General features: G+C 71.2%; 17 protein-coding genes. 6 read left to right on the forward strand and 11 right to left on the reverse strand.

The annotated features are described in order from the left end of the window. The 4 genes from VJS38_RS18150 to prfA all read right to left on the reverse strand — a co-directional run. Positions 1-672, reverse strand: a 672-nt coding sequence (locus VJS38_RS18150; protein ID WP_324089556.1) for a DUF4167 domain-containing protein, incomplete at its 3' end; no start/stop codon positions are given. A gap of 246 nt (positions 673-918) precedes the next feature. Next, a complete protein-coding gene (prmC, locus tag VJS38_RS18155) occupies positions 919-1,788 on the reverse strand; it encodes a peptide chain release factor N(5)-glutamine methyltransferase (RefSeq protein WP_324089557.1) in 870 nt (289 codons plus the stop codon). Further along, complete coding sequence (locus tag VJS38_RS18160) at positions 1,785-2,582, reverse strand: MOSC domain-containing protein (protein ID WP_324089558.1); 798 nt, start codon at positions 2,580-2,582, stop codon at positions 1,785-1,787. The genes prmC and VJS38_RS18160 overlap by 4 nt, the downstream gene beginning before the upstream one ends. 66 nt (positions 2,583-2,648) lie before the next feature. Continuing rightward, entirely contained in the window at positions 2,649-3,725 is a 1,077-nt protein-coding gene (gene prfA, locus VJS38_RS18165) for a peptide chain release factor 1 (protein WP_324089559.1), read from the reverse strand. 149 nt (positions 3,726-3,874) lie between these two features. On the opposite strand from prfA, the gene VJS38_RS18170 reads away from it, so the two are divergent. Next, positions 3,875-4,147 carry a hypothetical protein gene (locus VJS38_RS18170; protein ID WP_324089560.1) on the forward strand — a complete coding sequence of 91 codons (273 nt, stop codon included), beginning with the start codon at positions 3,875-3,877 and terminating at the stop codon, positions 4,145-4,147. 16 nt (positions 4,148-4,163) lie between these two features. Here VJS38_RS18170 and VJS38_RS18175 read toward each other — a convergent pair whose 3' ends face one another. The 4 genes from VJS38_RS18175 to ptsP all read right to left on the reverse strand — a co-directional run bounded on the left by VJS38_RS18175 (position 4,164) and on the right by ptsP (position 9,172). Further along, on the reverse strand, positions 4,164-4,457 hold the full coding sequence (locus tag VJS38_RS18175) for a hypothetical protein (protein WP_324089561.1): 294 nt from the start codon (positions 4,455-4,457) through the stop codon (positions 4,164-4,166). Between the two features lie 88 nt (positions 4,458-4,545). Then, the gene (gene ispG, locus VJS38_RS18180) at positions 4,546-5,688 is read right to left on the reverse strand and encodes a flavodoxin-dependent (E)-4-hydroxy-3-methylbut-2-enyl-diphosphate synthase (RefSeq protein ID WP_324089562.1); all 1,143 of its coding nucleotides are present in this window, start codon (positions 5,686-5,688) and stop codon (positions 4,546-4,548) included. Between the two features lie 68 nt (positions 5,689-5,756). Next, positions 5,757-6,761, reverse strand: a complete 1,005-nt coding sequence (locus tag VJS38_RS18185; protein ID WP_324089563.1) for a helix-turn-helix domain-containing protein — start codon at positions 6,759-6,761, stop codon at positions 5,757-5,759. Between the two features lie 146 nt (positions 6,762-6,907). Next, on the reverse strand, positions 6,908-9,172 hold the full coding sequence (gene ptsP / locus VJS38_RS18190) for a phosphoenolpyruvate--protein phosphotransferase (RefSeq protein WP_324089564.1): 2,265 nt from the start codon (positions 9,170-9,172) through the stop codon (positions 6,908-6,910). Positions 9,173-9,337: 165 nt separating this feature from the next. Between ptsP and VJS38_RS18195 the strand changes: the two genes are divergently transcribed. Beyond that, positions 9,338-10,729, forward strand: coding sequence for an MFS transporter (locus VJS38_RS18195; protein WP_324089565.1), 1,392 nt, complete (start codon positions 9,338-9,340; stop codon positions 10,727-10,729). Positions 10,730-10,733: 4 nt separating this feature from the next. Here VJS38_RS18195 and VJS38_RS18200 read toward each other — a convergent pair whose 3' ends face one another. Further along, positions 10,734-11,984, reverse strand: a complete 1,251-nt coding sequence (locus VJS38_RS18200) for an aspartate kinase (protein WP_324089566.1) — start codon at positions 11,982-11,984, stop codon at positions 10,734-10,736. A 171-nt stretch (positions 11,985-12,155) separates the two neighbouring features. Here VJS38_RS18200 and VJS38_RS18205 point away from each other — a divergent pair, with 171 nt between their 5' ends. Genes VJS38_RS18205 through ubiG form a run of 3 tightly spaced genes read left to right on the forward strand, consistent with a single transcriptional unit; the run spans position 12,156 to position 13,811 of the window. Beyond that, the gene (locus VJS38_RS18205) at positions 12,156-12,632 is read left to right on the forward strand and encodes an AbrB/MazE/SpoVT family DNA-binding domain-containing protein (RefSeq protein ID WP_324089567.1); all 477 of its coding nucleotides are present in this window, start codon (positions 12,156-12,158) and stop codon (positions 12,630-12,632) included. Then, on the forward strand, positions 12,625-13,008 hold the full coding sequence (locus VJS38_RS18210; RefSeq protein ID WP_324089568.1) for a type II toxin-antitoxin system VapC family toxin: 384 nt from the start codon (positions 12,625-12,627) through the stop codon (positions 13,006-13,008). Before VJS38_RS18205 ends, VJS38_RS18210 begins: the two co-directional genes overlap by 8 nt. 2 nt (positions 13,009-13,010) lie before the next feature. Then, positions 13,011-13,811: a bifunctional 2-polyprenyl-6-hydroxyphenol methylase/3-demethylubiquinol 3-O-methyltransferase UbiG gene (ubiG, locus tag VJS38_RS18215; protein WP_324089569.1), complete on the forward strand. Its 801-nt coding sequence runs from the start codon at positions 13,011-13,013 to the stop codon at positions 13,809-13,811. Here ubiG and VJS38_RS18220 read toward each other — a convergent pair. Then, positions 13,768-14,370, reverse strand: coding sequence for an HdeD family acid-resistance protein (locus VJS38_RS18220; protein WP_324089570.1), 603 nt, complete (start codon positions 14,368-14,370; stop codon positions 13,768-13,770). The two genes, ubiG and VJS38_RS18220, sit on opposite strands and share 44 nt — an antisense overlap. A gap of 202 nt (positions 14,371-14,572) precedes the next feature. Here VJS38_RS18220 and VJS38_RS18225 point away from each other — a divergent pair, with 202 nt between their 5' ends. Beyond that, complete coding sequence (locus VJS38_RS18225) at positions 14,573-15,526, forward strand: alpha/beta fold hydrolase (protein ID WP_324089571.1); 954 nt, start codon at positions 14,573-14,575, stop codon at positions 15,524-15,526. On the opposite strand, the gene VJS38_RS18230 is transcribed toward VJS38_RS18225, so the two are convergent. Then, positions 15,504-16,105 (reverse strand): chromate transporter (locus VJS38_RS18230; protein WP_324089572.1); only part of this gene is annotated, 602 nt, incomplete at its 5' end. The two genes, VJS38_RS18225 and VJS38_RS18230, sit on opposite strands and share 23 nt — an antisense overlap.

A 16,105-nucleotide genomic window follows, 5' to 3' on the forward strand; every position in this document is an offset into this window, starting at 1 on the left:
GAAGGGCTGCTCGCGGTCCGGCCGGTCGTCGCGGCGCTCGCGGCGGTCCTCGCCGCGCGGCTCGCTGCGATCGCGGTCGCGATTGCGGTCGTCCCGGTCGCGCCAGCGGTCGCGGCGGCCGCCCTGGCCGTCCCGGTCGCGGTTGTCCCGGTTGCGGTCGTCCCGATCGCGGTTCTCGTAGCGGTCGCGGGGCCGGTCGTCCCGTTGGCGATCGTCCCTTTGGCGGTCGTCCCGTTGCCGGTCCTGCCAGCGGTTCTCGCGGACCTCGCCTTCGCCATCGGCGCCGCCGCCTTCCGCGGCCGCCTCGTCGGCGGCTTCGGACTGGGCCTGGGCGCCTTCGTCCTCGAAGTCGATGTCGTAGCCGGAGGCGAACTGGTCGCGGCCGAGGATCTCGGCGGCCGGCCGCTGGGGCTGCAGGGCGCGTAGCAGGCGGAAGTAATGTTCGGCGTGCTGCAAGTAGTTCTCGGCCAGCACCCGGTCGCCGGAGGACGTCGCGTCGCGCGCCAGCTGCTGGTACTTCTCGAACACCGTTTGGGCGTTGCCGCGTACCTTGACGCCGTCGGGACCGTTCGAATCGAAAGCCCGGTTGGCGTTCTGCTGCTGCGGCTTGCCACCGCCACCGCCGCCGCGGCCGCGGCCGCGCTGACGCTTCATGCCCTTGAAATCTCTCATTATTCGATGACCGTTTGGCTCTTCCTTGAGCGGACCTCAGCGAGGTCTCTGCGCTAGCCTTCAGCGTTCGGGCTTATGGCCCGAGGGTGTTTCGAAGACGCTAAGTTCCCCGTCTTCCGCCCGGAAGCTCAAAGCGAGAGGCCTTGGTGAGAAAGCGTCGCGCCCGCCGCTCGTGCCAGCGTCCTTCATTGGACGCCTCTGCCTTCGCTCGGCGATTTGGGTGGAGACATCACGAGATGTAGCGAGTCAGGCCTTCGTTTCCAAGGCCTTTTTCACGCCGGCCACAACTCGATCACGGTCGCCCAGGTCCCGCACGGTGACGACGCCTTCCGCGCCCGCCGCCCGGAACAGAGCCTCGACCGGCTGCTTCTGGTCGTAACCGATCTCGACGGCGAATCGCCCGCCGGGCTTCAGCACACGGAGGATCTCCGGCGCGAGCGTTCGGTAGTGGTCGAGGCCGTCGGCGCCGCCTTCCAGCGCCAGGCGGGGCTCGTGGTCGCGCACTTCCGGCTCCAGCTCCGCGATCACGTGGCTGGCGATGTAGGGCGGGTTGGAGACCACCAGGTCGAAGCTCTCGCCCTCGAGGCCGAACGTCCAGTCGCCGCGCAGCAGCGCCGTGCGCCCGGCCAGCCCCAGGTTGGCGGCGTTCTCGCGCGCCACCGCCAGCGCCTCCTCGGAGAGGTCGACGCCGAGGCCCTTGGCCGCCGGCCGTTCGGCCAGGATCGAGAGCAGGATGGCGCCGGAGCCGACGCCGAGGTCGAGCACCGTCCAGGACGCGGTCTGCGGGAAGTCGCGCAGCACATATTCGACCACCGTCTCGGTGTCCGGCCTGGGCGTCAGCACGTCCGGCGTCACCTGCAGCATGATCTTCCAGAAGCCCTTGCGGCCGAGAATATGGCTGACCGGCTCGCGCCGCGCGCGGCGGGCGAGGTAGTCGCCGAGCGTCGCCGCCTGCTCGGGCGTCAGCGGGCGGTAGGGATCGGTGACGATGTCGGCGCGGGTCGCCCCGGCGGCGGCCTCCACCAGCAGGCGCGCGTCGATCACCGGGCCGGCGATCCCCGCCGCCTCCAGCTTCTCCCTGGCCTGCTTCCAGGCCTGGACGAGGTTCAGGCTCATGGTGTGCGCTCCTTGCCGGTGGCCGGTCCCATGCAGGCGTCGCCCAGCGCCACGCGGCCCTGCGAGCTGACGTTCAGATAGACGCCGCAGTGCAGGTGGCCGAAGTGGTCGAAGAGCGCCTTCGTCACCTCCAAGTCGCGCTCGGCGGTCCTCGGGTTCACGTGGGTGGCGGCGCAGCGGACGATCGGCTTGAGCATGGTCGCCGTCACCTCGCCCAGACGGAAGACGCCGCCGGCCCAGTCGTTCTCGACCCAGGCGGGCCAGCCGTCGACATAGAGGTTGGCGCGAAAGCGCAGCGGATCGAGCTCAGCGCCCATGCGCGCACTCAGGTCGCGGACGCTGGCCAGGTTGATCAGCGAGACCTGGCCTTGCGGATGGTCGGTGAAGCGGTGCTGGGAGGGCGCCGCCACGACCTTCAGCGGGCCCTTCGCCTCCTCGCCGAGGAGCTCGCCCAGCCAGGCGGCGAAGGCCGCGCGGCCCGCGGCGGCGTCGAGCGGCCCTGTGAACGGCGCCAGCCCCTCGGCCTGGGCGTGGAGCATGCCGGTCGCCTCATCGTAGCGGGTCGCCGCCGCGGCCACGCGCGGGATAGCCGCCAGCACGGTGAACCTCTGCTTGGGGACGAACGCCGGCGCTTCCGGATCGAAGCCGGACGGGCCGTTCTCCACCGCCCAGACCCGATCGAAGGGGAAACCCGCGTCCGGCGCGAGCGCGACCTCGCTCAGAGGTTCCGGCGTGAAACCCTTCACCGGATGGCGGTAGAGGGCGCGGAGCGTTCCGGCGGCGGGGCTGTCCATGGGAGGCGTCTAGCGCCGAGGCGGCTATGACGACAAGCGGAAGGCGTGGCGTGGTCGCCGAACGCCCTACGCCAGCTCCTCCTCCAGCGCCGCGAGCCTGGCGGCCTGGTCCTCGGCGATCAGCGGGTCGATGACGTCGTCCAGCGCCTCGCCCTCCAGCACCTTGGGCAGGTTGTAGACCGTCAGGTTGATGCGGTGGTCGGTCACCCGGCCTTGCGGGAAGTTGTAGGTGCGTATGCGCTCGGAGCGGTCGCCGGAGCCGACCTGGCTCTTGCGGCTCTCGGCCCGGGCGGTGTCGAGCTGCTCGCGCTGCATTTCGTAGAGCCGCGCCTGCAGCACCTTCATGGCGCGGGCGCGGTTCTGGTGCTGCGACTTCTCCGAAGAGGTCACCACGATGCCGGTCGGCAGGTGGGTGATGCGCACCGCCGAGTCGGTCTTGTTGACGTGCTGGCCGCCGGCGCCGGACGAGCGGTAGGTGTCGATGCGCAGGTCCTGGTCGCGGATCTCAATCTGCACGTCCTCGGGCTCGGGCAGCACGGCCACGGTCGCGGCCGAGGTGTGGATGCGCCCGCCGGCCTCGGTCTCCGGCACCCGCTGCACCCGGTGCACGCCGCTCTCGAACTTCAGGCGGCCGAACACGCCATCGCCGGTGATGGAGGCGATGATCTCCTTGTAGCCGCCGACGTCGCCCTCGGAGACGGAGTCGATCTCGATCCGCCAGCCGCGGGTCTGGGCATAGCGCTGGTACATGCGGAAGAGGTCGCCCGCGAACAGCGCCGCTTCGTCGCCGCCGGTGCCGGCCCGCACCTCGAGGATCGCCGAGGCGTTCTCGTCGCGGTCCTTCGGCGCCAGCAGCAGGGCGACCTCGCGCTCCAGCCCCGGCAGCCGCTCGTTGAGCACGGCAAGCTCGTCGCGCGCCAGGCCGGCCATCTCGCCGTCGCCGGAAGCCAGCATCTCCTCCAGCTCCGGCAACTCGCTGCGGGCGCGCTCCAGCGTGCGCACGGCCTCGGCCACCGGCCTCAGCTCGGCGTGCTCCTTGGACAGCCGCACGATCTCCGCCCCGTCCGAGGCCGCGCCCATGCGCGCCTCGACCTCGCGATAGCGGTCGAGCACCTGGTCGAGCCTGGCCTGGGGAAGTCGCACCGTGGTTCCTGTCGAAGAAAGCCGGGCGCCTCCTCTAGCGCCTGGGGCGGCGGATGCCAAACCCCGCGGGCCTGCGAGGCTGCGGCCATGAGGAACGCCTCGCCATGCGGCGAGTTACGGCCCCGACGACCACAGGAGGAACCTGGCCGATGGCGGCGGGAGGCGGCGGCGACATGCGGGGGCGCTTCGGCGAGCGGGATGACGATGGCCGCCCGACCTATGAGGACCGCGGCCCTCCGCGGGTGGCGGGGGTGATCGTCGCCCTCGCGGTTCTGGCGCTGGTGGCGATCATCGCCTCCTTCCTGCTCACCCAGCCGCGCAGCAACGACCTGTCCGCCGGCGCGTTCAGCGGCGCGGCGGCGAGGGTGGCCGGGACCGTCGAGCGCGCCACGCAGGAGACCGCGCGCCAACCTACGCGCTGATCTGGCGAGGCGCTGATCAGATGCGGGTTCCGTTCAGCGGCGCATTGCCGAAGGCGCCGAGCTTGACGTTCCCCGTCATCTTGTCGCCCTCGACCTTGGCGTCGAACTCCAGGGTGAGCGGCATCGGCTTGGTGATGTCGGCGCTCCAGGTCAGGGTGTCGCCGGCGACCTTGCCACTGAAATCCATGTCGCCCATCGGGCTCTGGGCCTTGCCGGTGAAGGTCTCGCCCTGGGTGGCGATGGCCACGGTCATCTCCTGCGGCCCCATCGGGGTCGAGATGGTGATCTTCCAGTTGCCGTCGGCGGACATGCCGTGTCTCCCGTTGAGGTGGCGGCAACTAAGCGCGGATAGATCGCCTCGGCAAGAGTGACGCGGGCGTCAACTTTGAGGCCTGCGCCTATTCCGCGGCGAGTTCGGCGGCGGCCTTGGCGGCTTCGATCTCCGCGGCGCGGGCTTCGACGAGGCCGACGATGTGCTCGACCATCCTGTCGTTGTCCATCTTATGGTCGGGCTTGCCGGCCATGTAGACCATGCCGGAGCCCTTGCCGCCGCCGGTGAAGCCGAGGTCGGTCATCAGCGCTTCGCCCGGGCCGTTCACCACGCAGCCGATGATCGACAGGCTCATCGGGGTGGAGATGTGGGCCAGCCGCTGCTCCAGGGTCTCGACCGTCTGGATGACGTTGAAGCCCTGCCGCGCGCACGACGGGCAGGCGATGATGTTCACGCCGCGGTGGCGCAGGCCGAGCGACTTCAGGATGTCGAAGCCGACCTTGATCTCCTCGACCGGGTCGGCGGCGAGGCTCACGCGGATGGTGTCGCCGATCCCGGCCCACAAGAGGCTGCCGATGCCGATCGAGGACTTCACCGTGCCGGTGCGGGTGGCGCCCGCCTCGGTGACGCCCAGGTGCAGCGGGCAATCGATCGCTTCGGCGAGCTGCTGGTAGGCGGCCACCGTCAAGAACGGGTCAGACGCCTTCACGCTGATCTTGAACTCGTGGAAATCGTGGTCCTGCAGGATGCGCGCGTGGTTCAGCGCGCTCTCGACCATGGCCTCGGGGCAGGGCTCGCCGTAACGCTCCAAGAGCTCCTTCTCCAGCGAGCCCGCATTGACGCCGATGCGCATCGAGCAGCCGTGGTCGCGGGCGGCCTGGACCACCTCGCGCACCCGGTCGGGCGAGCCGATGTTGCCGGGATTGATCCGCAGGCATGCCGCGCCGGCCTGGGCGGCCTCGATGCCGCGCCGGTAGTGGAAGTGGATGTCGGCGACCAGCGGGACCTTGGCGGCCTTGGCGATGGTCTTGAAGGCGGTGGTGGATTCCTCGTCCGGGCAGGAGACGCGGACGATGTCGGCGCCGGCCTCCTCCAGCTGGCGGATCTGGTCGATGGTCGCGCCTGCGTCGGCGGTGACCGTGTTGGTCATCGACTGGACGCTGATCGGGGCGTCGCCGCCCACCTCGACGGAGCCCACGCGGATCTTGCGCGAGGCGCGGCGCTGGATGGCGCGCCAGGGGCGCACGTGAGTGTGGTCTTGGGCGGTCATGGTGCTTCCGAAAATAGAGGGTTCGGCGGCAAACCCCAAGCCTTGCCGTGCAGCCTTGCCGTGCAGATCTACGCCGCGGGCTTCGGCGCCCCTCCCGCCGCCACGGCGGCGCCCGCCAGGCCGCTGACCGAGGCCTGGGCGGCGGGCAGCACGCCCTTGGACTGGCCGTTCGCGAAGACCTGGAAATTGTTGGGGTCGGTGACGTTGACGGTCAGGCCGGCGACCTGCGGCGCGCGGAAGGCCTCGCCGGCGGCCAGCTGGCGGGCGAAGTAGAGCGAGCCGTCGGCGCCGCGCACGATCAGCGAGGCCGACTTCAGCGCCTGCACCGTGACCGTCGAGGGCTCGCCGGGCCTGGCGCCGTAGATCGGGCCCTTGGGCACGAAGCTCGCCGGCAGCTGGGCGAGCGGCGGCGGGTCGGTCACCTGGTCCAGCGGCTTGGGCTTGCCCTGCAGGGTGAGCCGGCCGTCCACCATCACCGCCTCGGCCAGCCCGGGGGTCTCGAAGGGCGGCGGCGTGGTCGATTCCACGGGCGCCGGCAGCGGCGCGCCCAGGACGATCGAGCCCGGCTTGGCGGCGGCCAGCACCTTGGCGGCGGCGATGCCCGAAGCGGCGGGCGGCGCCGGGGCGTCCTCGACCATCGCCCGGCGGGCGATGTTGTAGAGGAAGATGGCGGCGATGATGATCAAGCCGCCGGCGACCAGGGCGTTCAGCCTGGGGTCGCGTTCCTCCTGCACGCCCAGCGGGGCGCGCAGCGGCTCGTCGAGCACCGGCTCGTCGAGGCGGAAACGCTCGACCGCGGCCTCGGGGTCGAGGCCCAGGGCCTGCGCGTAGGCGCGGATGTAGCCGACGGTGAAGGGCCGCGACGGCAGGAGCTCGAGGCGCATCTCCTCGATCGCCGCCAGGTAGCTGGCCCGCACCCGGGTGGCCTCGGCAAGCTCGTCGAGCGCGCGGCCCTGATACTCGCGGACCGCGCGCAGGGCCTGGCCGATGTCGGCGCCGCTCTGCAGGGTCGGGGCGGACGCGCCGAAGCCGGACAGGTTCAGCTCGCTTGGTCCGCCAGTATCGAGCGGCATGGCCGTCGGATCCCCGCTGAAAGCTTATGTCGACCGGGTCGCATGGCGACGCGATCGGCGAATCTTGAAGGTGACTGGATTAAGCTTCCGGTAACACGCGCAGCGCCGCTTCCCAATGTGGTGATCGGTCACGCGCGAAAGTAGATTCAGACGGCCAGATAGATCTTGCGGGCCAGCGTTTCGATCTCGTTGCGGACCGTGCCCGCGCCCCCCTTGAGCAGCGCCGAGACCCCGCGCCGGGCGGCCTCGCGGTCGCACGACAGCACCATCTGCTTGACCGGGCCGACGCCCGCCGGCGGCATCGACAGCCGCTCGAAGCCCAGCGCCACCAGGGTGAAGGCCTCCAGCGGCCGGCCCGCCATCTCGCCGCAGACGCTGACCGGGGTGCCGGTTTCGGCGCAGGCCCGCTGGATCTGCTCCAGCGCGCGCAGGGCCGGCGGCGACAGCGGGTCGTAGCGATCGGCCACCCGCGGGTTCCCGCGGTCGGCGGCGAACATGTACTGCATCAGGTCGTTGGTGCCGACCGAGACGAAGTCGGTCATCGGCAAGAGGGCGTCCAGGTGCCAGATCAGCGCCGGCGCCTCGATCATCGCGCCGACGTCCAGGCGCGAGGGCGCGGCGCGGCCGCGGCGCAGGGCCCAGGCCACCTCGGTCTCGACCAGGGCGCGGGCGGCGCGGAACTCGTCGACGCTGGCCACCAGCGGGAACATGATCCTGAGCGCGCGCCCGCGCGAGGCGGCGATCAGGGCGCGCAGCTGCAGGCGCAGGAGCGCCGGCCGGTCCAGGCCCATGCGGATCGCCCGCCAGCCCAGGGCCGGGTTCTCCTCGCGCTCGGCCTCCAGGTAGGGCAGCACCTTGTCGCCGCCGAGGTCGAGCGTGCGGAAGGTCACCGGCATGTCGCCGGCGGCGTCCATCACCCGCTCGTAGAGCGCCGCCTGGGCGTTGAAGCGCGGCATCTCCTCGGCGACCATGAACTGGAATTCCGTGCGGAACAGGCCGATGCCCTCCGCCCCGGTCTCGGCCAGAATGTCGAGGTCGACGTCGAGGCCGGCGTTCATCATCAGGGTGATCTTCGCCCCGTCGCGGGTGAAGGCCGGGGTGTCGCGCAGCTTGGCGAACTCGGCGGCGCGTTGCCGACGCACGTCCATGCGCGCCTGGACGGCCTTGACCACGTCCGGACGCGGCCGCAGGTAGGCTTCGCCGCTCTCGGCGTCGACGATCACCATGTCGCCTTCCGACACCCGGTCGCGCAGGCCGCTGATGCGGCCGACGCAGGGGATGTCGAGGGCGCGGGCCACGATCGCCGCGTGGCTGGCCGGCGAGCCCTCTTCCAGCAGGAGGCCGCGCAGCTTCTTGCGGTCGTATTCCAGGAGGTCCGCGGGGCCGAGGTTGCGGGCGATCAGGATGGCGTTGTCCGGCAGCTCGCGGGCCACGTGGGCGTCGCCCGACAGGTGGCGCAGCAGCCTGTCGTTCAGGTCCTCCAGGTCGTGCAGCCGCTCGCGCAGATAGGGGTCGCGGGCCTGGCCGAGGCGGGCGCGGTGCTCGGAGCGGACGCGCTCCACCGCCGCCTCGGCGGTCAGGCCGTTGCGCACCGCGTCCTCCAGGCTGCGGTTCCAGCCGCGGTCGTGGGCGAACATGCGGTAGGTCTCGAGCACCTCGTAGGAGGCCTCGACCATGCCGTGCTGGCCCTCCAGCATGGTGTCGATCTGCGCCTGCAGGGCAAAGATAGCGGTCTTCAGCCGCTCCTCCTCGGCGACCACGTCCTCGGCCAGCAGCTGCGAAGGGGTGACCGGCGCCTCGTGCAGCACCGCCACGCCATAGGCGATGCCCTCGGCGAACTTCGAGCCCTTGTGCCGCTCGGCCCGGCGCGGGGCGAGCTCGACGCCCTTCAGCTCCTCCTGGCTGATCAGCTCGCCGCCGGCCATCATCTCGGCCAGCACCATGGCGACGATCTGCAGGTCCTCGACCTCGTCCTCGGTGTAGACCCGCTCGGTGCGGTTCTGCACGACCAGCACGCCGATCGCCCGGCCGCCGCGCAGCAGGGGCACGCCGAGGAAGGCGTGGAACGGGTCTTCGGCGGTTTCCGGGCGGTAGGAGAAGGCCGGGTGGTTCGGCGCGTCGGCCAGGTTCAGCGGCCGGCCCAGGCGCATGATCTCGCCGACCAGGCCCTCGCCGGGCTTCATCCGGGTGACGTGGACGGCGCCCGGATCCAGGCCCTCGGTGGCGAAGAGCTCCATCTCCTCGCCGGCTCTGCGCATGTAGAGGGAGCAGACCTCGGCGACCATCGAGCGGGCGATGATGCGCACGACCATGTCGAGGCGCTCCTGGGCCGGCCCGCCGCCGGCCAGGGCCTCGCGGATCTGCCGGAGCAGACTCCTCTGCCCACGGATCGCCACGCCCGGTATCACCATCGGACGTCTCGACGCCTCCCTGTCCCAGATCTGGCTCCTAGCAGGTTTATCGCGCGAAACGGAGACTGAAAGGAGGCCTCGGCGCCAAACCGCTCATTTCGGCGGCGCCTCAGGCATTGGAGCGGGACCTCCCCGTCGGAGCGATCTTCCGCTAAGCCTGCGGAAATGACCGCGGCGGGCGCAGGGGTGAAGAGCTGGGGCGACCTCCTGGCCGAGGGGCGGCTGCCCAAGTTCGCGCTGATCTGCCTGGGCGTCTGGCTGAACGCCGCCGACGCCCTGGTCACGGCCACGATCATGCCCAGCGTCGGCGTCGACCTCGGCGGCTACGCCTACTTCAGCTGGTCGGTGGCCGGCTTCCTGGTCGGCGCGATCCTCGCCGGCGCCAGCGCCGGCCGCGTGGCGGAGGTGTTCGGCCTGCGCACGGCCACGGTGCTGTCCGGCCTGCTCACCGCGCTCGGCTGCGCGATGAGCGCCGCGGCGCCCGACATCTTCACCTTCCTGGCCGGCCGCGTCCTGCAGGGCCTGGGGACCGGCTGGATCAGCGGCTTTTCGATGGTGGCCATCGCGCTCCTGTTTCCCGAGCGCCACCTGCCCCGAGTGTTCGCCGCCGTCTCCGGCGTCTGGGGCGTGGCGACCCTGTTGGGGCCCCTGGTCGGCGGGCTTTATGCGGCGGGCGGCGACTGGCGCGGCGTCTTCTGGCTGTTCGCGGCGCAGGCGGGCGCCTTCAGCGCCGCGGCGGCGTGGCTGCTGCGGGGGACCCCGACCCGCTCGCAGGATGCGGCCGTGCCCTGGCTGCAGCTCGGGGTGCTGGCGATCGGCGTGGGCGCGATCGCGGTGGCCGACCTCGCCGCGCGGCCTGGGGTCTCGCTGGGACTGATCGGCGCCGGCTGCCTGGTCCTGGTGCTGGTGCTGCAGCTCGACGCGCGGGCCCGCATCCGCCTGCTCCCGCGCGAGGCGGCTCAGCTCGGCACGGTGGTGGGGGCCGGCTACGCCAGCATGTTCCTGCTGACCGCCGCCTCGATGGGGTTCGCCATCTACGGGCCGCCGATCCTGCAGACGCTGCGCGGCTACTCCCCGCTCTGGGCGGGCTATGTGATCGGGGTGGAGTCGCTGGCCTGGACCGCCGCCGCCTTCCTGGTCACCGGTCCGATGGAGCGGTTCGACGCGCTGTGGGTGCGGATCGGGGCGCTGTGCCTGGTGGCGAGCCTCGTCGTCCTGCCCTGGGCCCTGGCCGGGCAGCCGCTGGCCTGGGTGCTGCTGGGCGCGATCCTGCTCGGCGTCGCCTTCGGCCTCTCCTGGAGCTTCATGTCCCAGCGGGTCATGGCCGCCCTGTCGCCAGAGGACCGGGCGATCGGGACCTCGGCCATCATGGCCGTGCGCCAGACCGGGGCCGCAGCCGGGGCGGCGCTGTCGGGCGCCGCGGCCAACCTGGTCGGCTTCTCGGCCGGGCTCACGCCCGAGACCGCGCGGGCGGCCTCGGTCGCGGTGTTCGTCATCGCCGCCCCGTTCGCGGTCGTGGGGGCCTGGGCGGCGTTCCGGCTGACGCGGGAGGGTTGACGCCTTACAGCTGGTCCAGGCCGTAGGCGGCGTGCAGGGCGCGGACCGCCAACTCGGTGTAGGCCGCGTCGATCAGCACGCTGATCTTGATCTCGGAGGTCGAGATCACCTGGATGTTCACGCCCTTGTCGGCGAGCGCGCTGAACATCGACTTGGCGACGCCCGCGTGGCTGCGCATGCCGACGCCGATCACCGAGACCTTGGCGACGTCCTCGTTCACCGCCACGTCCTCGAAGCCGATCTCGCCCTGGGCGGCGCGGACGATCTCGACCGCGCGGGCGGCGTCCCGCTTGCCGACGGTGAACTCCATGTTCGCGTGGCCTTGGGCCCGCGCGTGGCTCTGGACGATCATGTCGACATTGACGTTGGCGTCGGCCAGCCGGCCGAAGATCACCGACGAGACGCCGGGATGGTCGGGCAGGCCGAAGAGGCTGATCTTCGCTTCGTCGCGGCTGTAGGCGACCCCGCTCACGATGCGCTTTTCCACGATCTCCTCCTCGTCGCAGACGATGGTGCCTTGGCCCGGCGCCTCGCCCGGCTCAACGAAACTCGAAAGAACCCGCACCGGCACGCCCTGGGCCATCGCCAGCTCGACGGAGCGGGTCTGCAGGACCTTGGCGCCCAGCGAAGCCATCTCCAGCATCTCCTCGTAGGAGATCTTGTTGAGCTTTCTGGCCTTGGCCTCGATGCGCGGGTCGGTGGTGTAGACGCCGTCGACGTCGGTGTAGATGTCGCAACGCACGGCCTTCAGCGCCGCGGCCACCGCCACCGCGCTGGTGTCGGAGCCGCCGCGGCCCAGGGTGGCGATGCGGCCGTCGCGGGTCACGCCCTGGAAGCCGGCGACCACCGCCACTTCGCCGGCGTCCATCGCCGCGGCCAGCTTCTCGGGCGGGATGTCGTCGATGCGCGACTTGCCGTGGGAGTCGTCGGCGATGATCGGCACCTGCCAGCCCATCCAGGACCGTGCGGGCGTCCCCATGTTGCGCAGCGTCATGGCCAGGAGACCCGCGGTCACCTGCTCGCCGGAGGCCACCACGACGTCGTACTCGTCGTCGCTGGAGGGCAGGCCCTGCGCCGCGGCGCCGGCGCCGTCGGTCCAGGCCACCAGCTCGTTGGTCTTGCCGGACATGGCCGAGACCACCACGGCCACCTTGTGGCCCGCCTCGACCTCGGCGTTCACCAGCCGCGCGACCCGCCGGATGCGCTCCAGGTCGGCGACGGAGGTGCCGCCGAATTTCATCACCAGCCGGGACATGTTCCGGGCGCCGAGCTCCGCATGACAGAAAAGCGGCGCCCTTCTAGCGGCCGGAGGGGGGCTGCACAACCGCGTTGACAGAATGTCGCAACCTAACTAACTATCTAACTGTCAAATTTCCGGTGGTGCGCCATGGATAGGTCAGAGCTCGCCAGGATCGTCGGCTCGGCCATGACGGTCTCCGACAAGATCCGCGCTCTGGACGCCGCCGGCTGTTCGCGAGCCGAGATCGCTAGGCTGCTGGGCCGGCGATATCAGCACGTCCGCAACGTGCTGGAGGCGGACAGGGTTCGGGGGAATTCCGAGCCAGCCGGCATGGCGGAGGAAGGCGCCACGTTTCTTCCGGCGAGTCCTTCGCCATACGGACCCGATGTGCAGCCGCGCGGACGCGGGGCCTACCGCCTCGTCGTGCGTGCGGACGGGTCGATCGTCCTTCCGAGAGAACTACGCGAGGCCTTCGGGGTCGTCGTCGGCGGCGTGGTCATGGCTCGACACGAGGGTGACGAATTCAAGCTGGTCAGCGCGGCGACCGCGCTGCGTCGTATCCAGAAGGTGCTGGAGCCCTACGCGCAGGAAGGCGTGAGCTGGGCCGACGAACTGATTGCGGAACGGCGGCGCGAGGTCGAGCGGGAAGAGAAGGGTGGCTGAGGCCGTCCTCGACGCATCCGCCGTGCTAGCGATGGTGCGAAATGAGCCCGGAGGCGAGCACGTGCGCGAAGTGCTGCCGCGTGCTGTCATTTCGGCGGTCAATTATGCGGAGATCGTCACAAAGCTCATCGACCACGGAGTCTCGGATTCCACAGCGGCTGAAGTGGTCGGAGATCTCGACCTCGAGGTCGTCATGCTCGACGCCGAGACGGCGATGGAGGCCTGCCTGCTCCGGGAATCGACCCGACGCTGGGGATTGTCGCTCGGCGACCGCGCGTGCCTGGCGCTAGCTAGGGCGCGCGGCCTTCCCGCCGTCACCGCCGATCGCTCGTGGGCTTCGGTGGACGTAGGCGTCGAAATCGTGCTCATACGCTGAGCATGGAGCCGGCCGCGAAATCCTCCATCGACCCAGCCGAGGTCGAGCGCTTCTCGCGCATCGCCGCCGAGTGGTGGGACCCGAACGGCAAGTTCGCGCCGCTGCATCGCTTCAACCCCGTCCGGCTGGCGTTCATCCGCGAGCAGGCGCTGGAGCGCTTCGGCCGCGACGGGACGCAGCGTCAGCCGTTCGAGGGCCTGCGGCTGCTCGACATCGGCTGCGGCGGAGGTCTGCTGTCCGAGCCGATGCGCCGGCTGGGCTTCTCGGTCACCGCGGTCGACGCCTCGGAGCGCAACATCGGCACCGCCGCGGCCCACGCCGCCGAGCAGGGGCTGGTGATCGACTACCGCGCTTCCACCGCCGAGCAGCTGCTGGCCGCGGGCGAGGCGCCCTTCGACGTGATCCTCAACATGGAGGTGATCGAGCACGTCGCCGACCCGGGCGAGTTCCTGCGCACCACGGGGCGTCTGCTGGCGCCCAACGGGGTGATGATCGTCGCCACCCTCAACCGCACCCTGAAGGCCCTGGCGCTCGCCAAGTTCGGGGCGGAGTACGTGCTGCGCTGGCTGCCCGCCGGCACCCACGACTGGAAGAAGTTCCTCAAGCCCGAGGAGCTGCGCGGCTTCCTCGCGGGCGAGCCGCTGGAGATGCGCGGGCCGTTCGGCGTGGCCTACGACCCGCTCACCGGGCGCTGGTCGCACTCCAGCGACGTCGACGTCAACTACATGATGGTCGTCACCCGCGAGGCCGCAGCGCCGGTCAGGCAGCCGCGGTCGCGGCGGAGCGGCGCGTCCGCAGCGTGATCGCCAGCGCCACCAGCGAGGCGCCGAAGATCAGGGCGTAGGCGCCCAGCCACCAGGTCATCACCACCAGGCCCGCGGCCGGGAACAGCGCCAGGAGCACGCCCCAGGCGACCGAGGCGACGCCGCCGATGGTCAGCCAGAGGCGGCTGTGCTCGCCTGCGTGGCGGATGGCGGCGACCACCATCAGGACCCCGGAGACGATCGCCCAGCCGGCCGCCAGCACGACGAAGGTCAGCAGCGCCAGCGTCGGCAGGGCCAGCGCCACGGCGCCGGCCACCAGGTCGCACAGGCCTTCCAGCACGAGCAGGCCCCAGCGCTCCTGCCGGGTCGCCGCGCGCACGGCGGCGACGATCGTCAGCACGCCGTCGACCAGCATGTAGGCCCCGAAGGCCAGGACCAGGGAGGCGAGCGTCACGCCCGGCATGAAGACGGCGATGGCGCCGAACAGCAGCGCCGCGATCCCGCGCAGCAGGACCGCCCACCAGTTGCGCGTCAAGGATGCGGTGTGGGCGATGCGGTTTTCGGCGAAGAGGCCGATATCGGAGGCCGCGTGGCTCATGGTGTCCCTCCATTGAAAGCCCGGACGACGGAGCGTCCCGGTGGAAAACCTGCATGCGTGGCCATCGGTTCAGGGCAGGCGTGGCTGCGAAGCCACGTTGCGGCTCGAACCTCCGTCGCCGGGGGCGCCGGTTCGAACCCGGGCTTGAAAGGCGCGTTCCAATTTCCAGGTGACAAGAGTGACAGTTCGAGGAGGCAGCGCGGTGTCGCGTAAACGGCCGAAGGGCGTACTCGCCATGGGGTGGGCTTGCATCGAGTGCGCCGCGACCGGACGAAGCGAGCACGCGCCGACCTCGGCCGACTATCCCGACACTGTGCTGCGGCGGACGAGCTTCATCGCCGGCGGCGGCCACGGCTGGCGGGTCTCGGCGCTGGAGACCCCGCGCGAGAAGCCCGCGCCCTGGAAGATCGTGGTGATCACCGGCGCGCCCTCCTGGGCCGAGTATTGGGCCGAGACCATGGCCGCGCTGCCCCAGGATCGCGAGATGGTCGTCGTCGACCGGCCGGGCTACGCCGGCTCCGAGCCGCTGCATCCGGTGCCGGACATCCGCGTCCAGGCCGAGGCGCTGGCGCCGGTGCTGAAGACCGCGCCGGGCCAGAAACTGCTGCTGGTGGGCCAGAGCTACGGAGCGGCGATCGCCTCGATCATGGCGGCGGAGAACCCGGGCAGGGTCGCCAGCCTCGTCCTCCTGTCCGGCTATTTCGGCGAGACCGGGCCCACCGCGCGCTGGCTGATCGACGTCGGTTTGAAGGCGCTGAAGATGATCCCGCGCGACCTGCGCCATGCAGTCATGGAGGCCTCAAGCCAGCGGCCGCAGCTGGTGCACGCCAGGCGCGCGCTCACCAGGCTGACGATCCCGGTGCACATGATCCACGGCGACAAGGACGACTTCGCCCCAATCGAGGTGGCCGAGCGGCTGGCTGCGGAGACGCCGACCCGCCGGCCGATCCGCTTCATACGCACGAACGGCGCCAACCACTTCCTCAACGACGGGCCGGCCCACGAGCTGATCGCGGCGCTGGAGACCTGCCTGCCGGCCAAGCGCGCGTGGACCTTCCGCCTGCCGAAGCTGCCGAGCTTCCGGCTTCCCGGCGCTCCGGCGCGCGCCCCGGGCGCGGGCCTCGCGCGGGCGCTCAGCGCGTCAGCAGGCCCGTGACGACGGCGAAGCCGATCACCACCAGCCAGGCCGGCAGGCGCGCGACCGCCAGGAAGACATAGGCCGCCGCGACCAGCGCCCAGTCGTTCGGCCGGCGCACCGCGCCGGTCAGCACCGGATCCCACAGCGCCGCGGCCAAGAGGCCGACCACTACGGCGTTGACGCCGGCCAACGCGCCGCGCGCCTGCGGCAGCTGCTTCAGCCGATCCCAGAACGGCACGGCGCCGGCGACCAGCAGCAGGCTCGGCAGGAAGATCGCCGTCACCGCGACGAGGCCGCCGACCACGCCGCCGGCCGCAACCCGCTGGGCCGCGCCGACGAAGGCTGCGAAGCTGAACAGCGGTCCGGGAAGCGCCTGGACCGCGCCGTAGCCGGCCAGGAAGGTGTCGCGGTCGAGCCAGCGGCGGCCGACGATCTCCGACTGCAGGAGCGGCAGCACCACGTGGCCGCCGCCGAACACCAGGGCGCCGGTGCGGTAGAAGACGCTGGCCAGGCCGAGCAGCGGCTGGTGCAGGACCGCGGCGGCGAAGGGCAGGGCGGCGAGGAGCACGGCGAAGGCCGCCAGCGCGGCGATCGCCG

Origin of the sequence: Phenylobacterium sp. (assembly GCF_035276905.1) — a bacterium.
Lineage (GTDB): Bacteria > Pseudomonadota > Alphaproteobacteria > Caulobacterales > Caulobacteraceae > Phenylobacterium.

Coding starts and splice junctions, on each gene's coding strand:
- VJS38_RS18185 (WP_324089563.1), bottom strand. CDS start 6,761: ATGCCGCTCGATACTGGCGGACCAAGCGAGCTGAACCTGTCCGGCTTC.
- ptsP (WP_324089564.1), bottom strand. CDS start 9,172: ATGGTGATACCGGGCGTGGCGATCCGTGGGCAGAGGAGTCTGCTCCGG.
- ubiG (WP_324089569.1), top strand. CDS start 13,011: ATGGAGCCGGCCGCGAAATCCTCCATCGACCCAGCCGAGGTCGAGCGC.
- VJS38_RS18200 (WP_324089566.1), bottom strand. CDS start 11,984: ATGTCCCGGCTGGTGATGAAATTCGGCGGCACCTCCGTCGCCGACCTG.
- ispG (WP_324089562.1), bottom strand. CDS start 5,688: ATGACCGCCCAAGACCACACTCACGTGCGCCCCTGGCGCGCCATCCAG.
- VJS38_RS18205 (WP_324089567.1), top strand. CDS start 12,156: ATGACGGTCTCCGACAAGATCCGCGCTCTGGACGCCGCCGGCTGTTCG.
- prmC (WP_324089557.1), bottom strand. CDS start 1,788: ATGAGCCTGAACCTCGTCCAGGCCTGGAAGCAGGCCAGGGAGAAGCTG.
- VJS38_RS18220 (WP_324089570.1), bottom strand. CDS start 14,370: ATGAGCCACGCGGCCTCCGATATCGGCCTCTTCGCCGAAAACCGCATC.
- VJS38_RS18195 (WP_324089565.1), top strand. CDS start 9,338: ATGACCGCGGCGGGCGCAGGGGTGAAGAGCTGGGGCGACCTCCTGGCC.
- VJS38_RS18175 (WP_324089561.1), bottom strand. CDS start 4,457: ATGTCCGCCGACGGCAACTGGAAGATCACCATCTCGACCCCGATGGGG.
- VJS38_RS18170 (WP_324089560.1), top strand. CDS start 3,875: ATGGCGGCGGGAGGCGGCGGCGACATGCGGGGGCGCTTCGGCGAGCGG.
- VJS38_RS18160 (WP_324089558.1), bottom strand. CDS start 2,582: ATGGACAGCCCCGCCGCCGGAACGCTCCGCGCCCTCTACCGCCATCCG.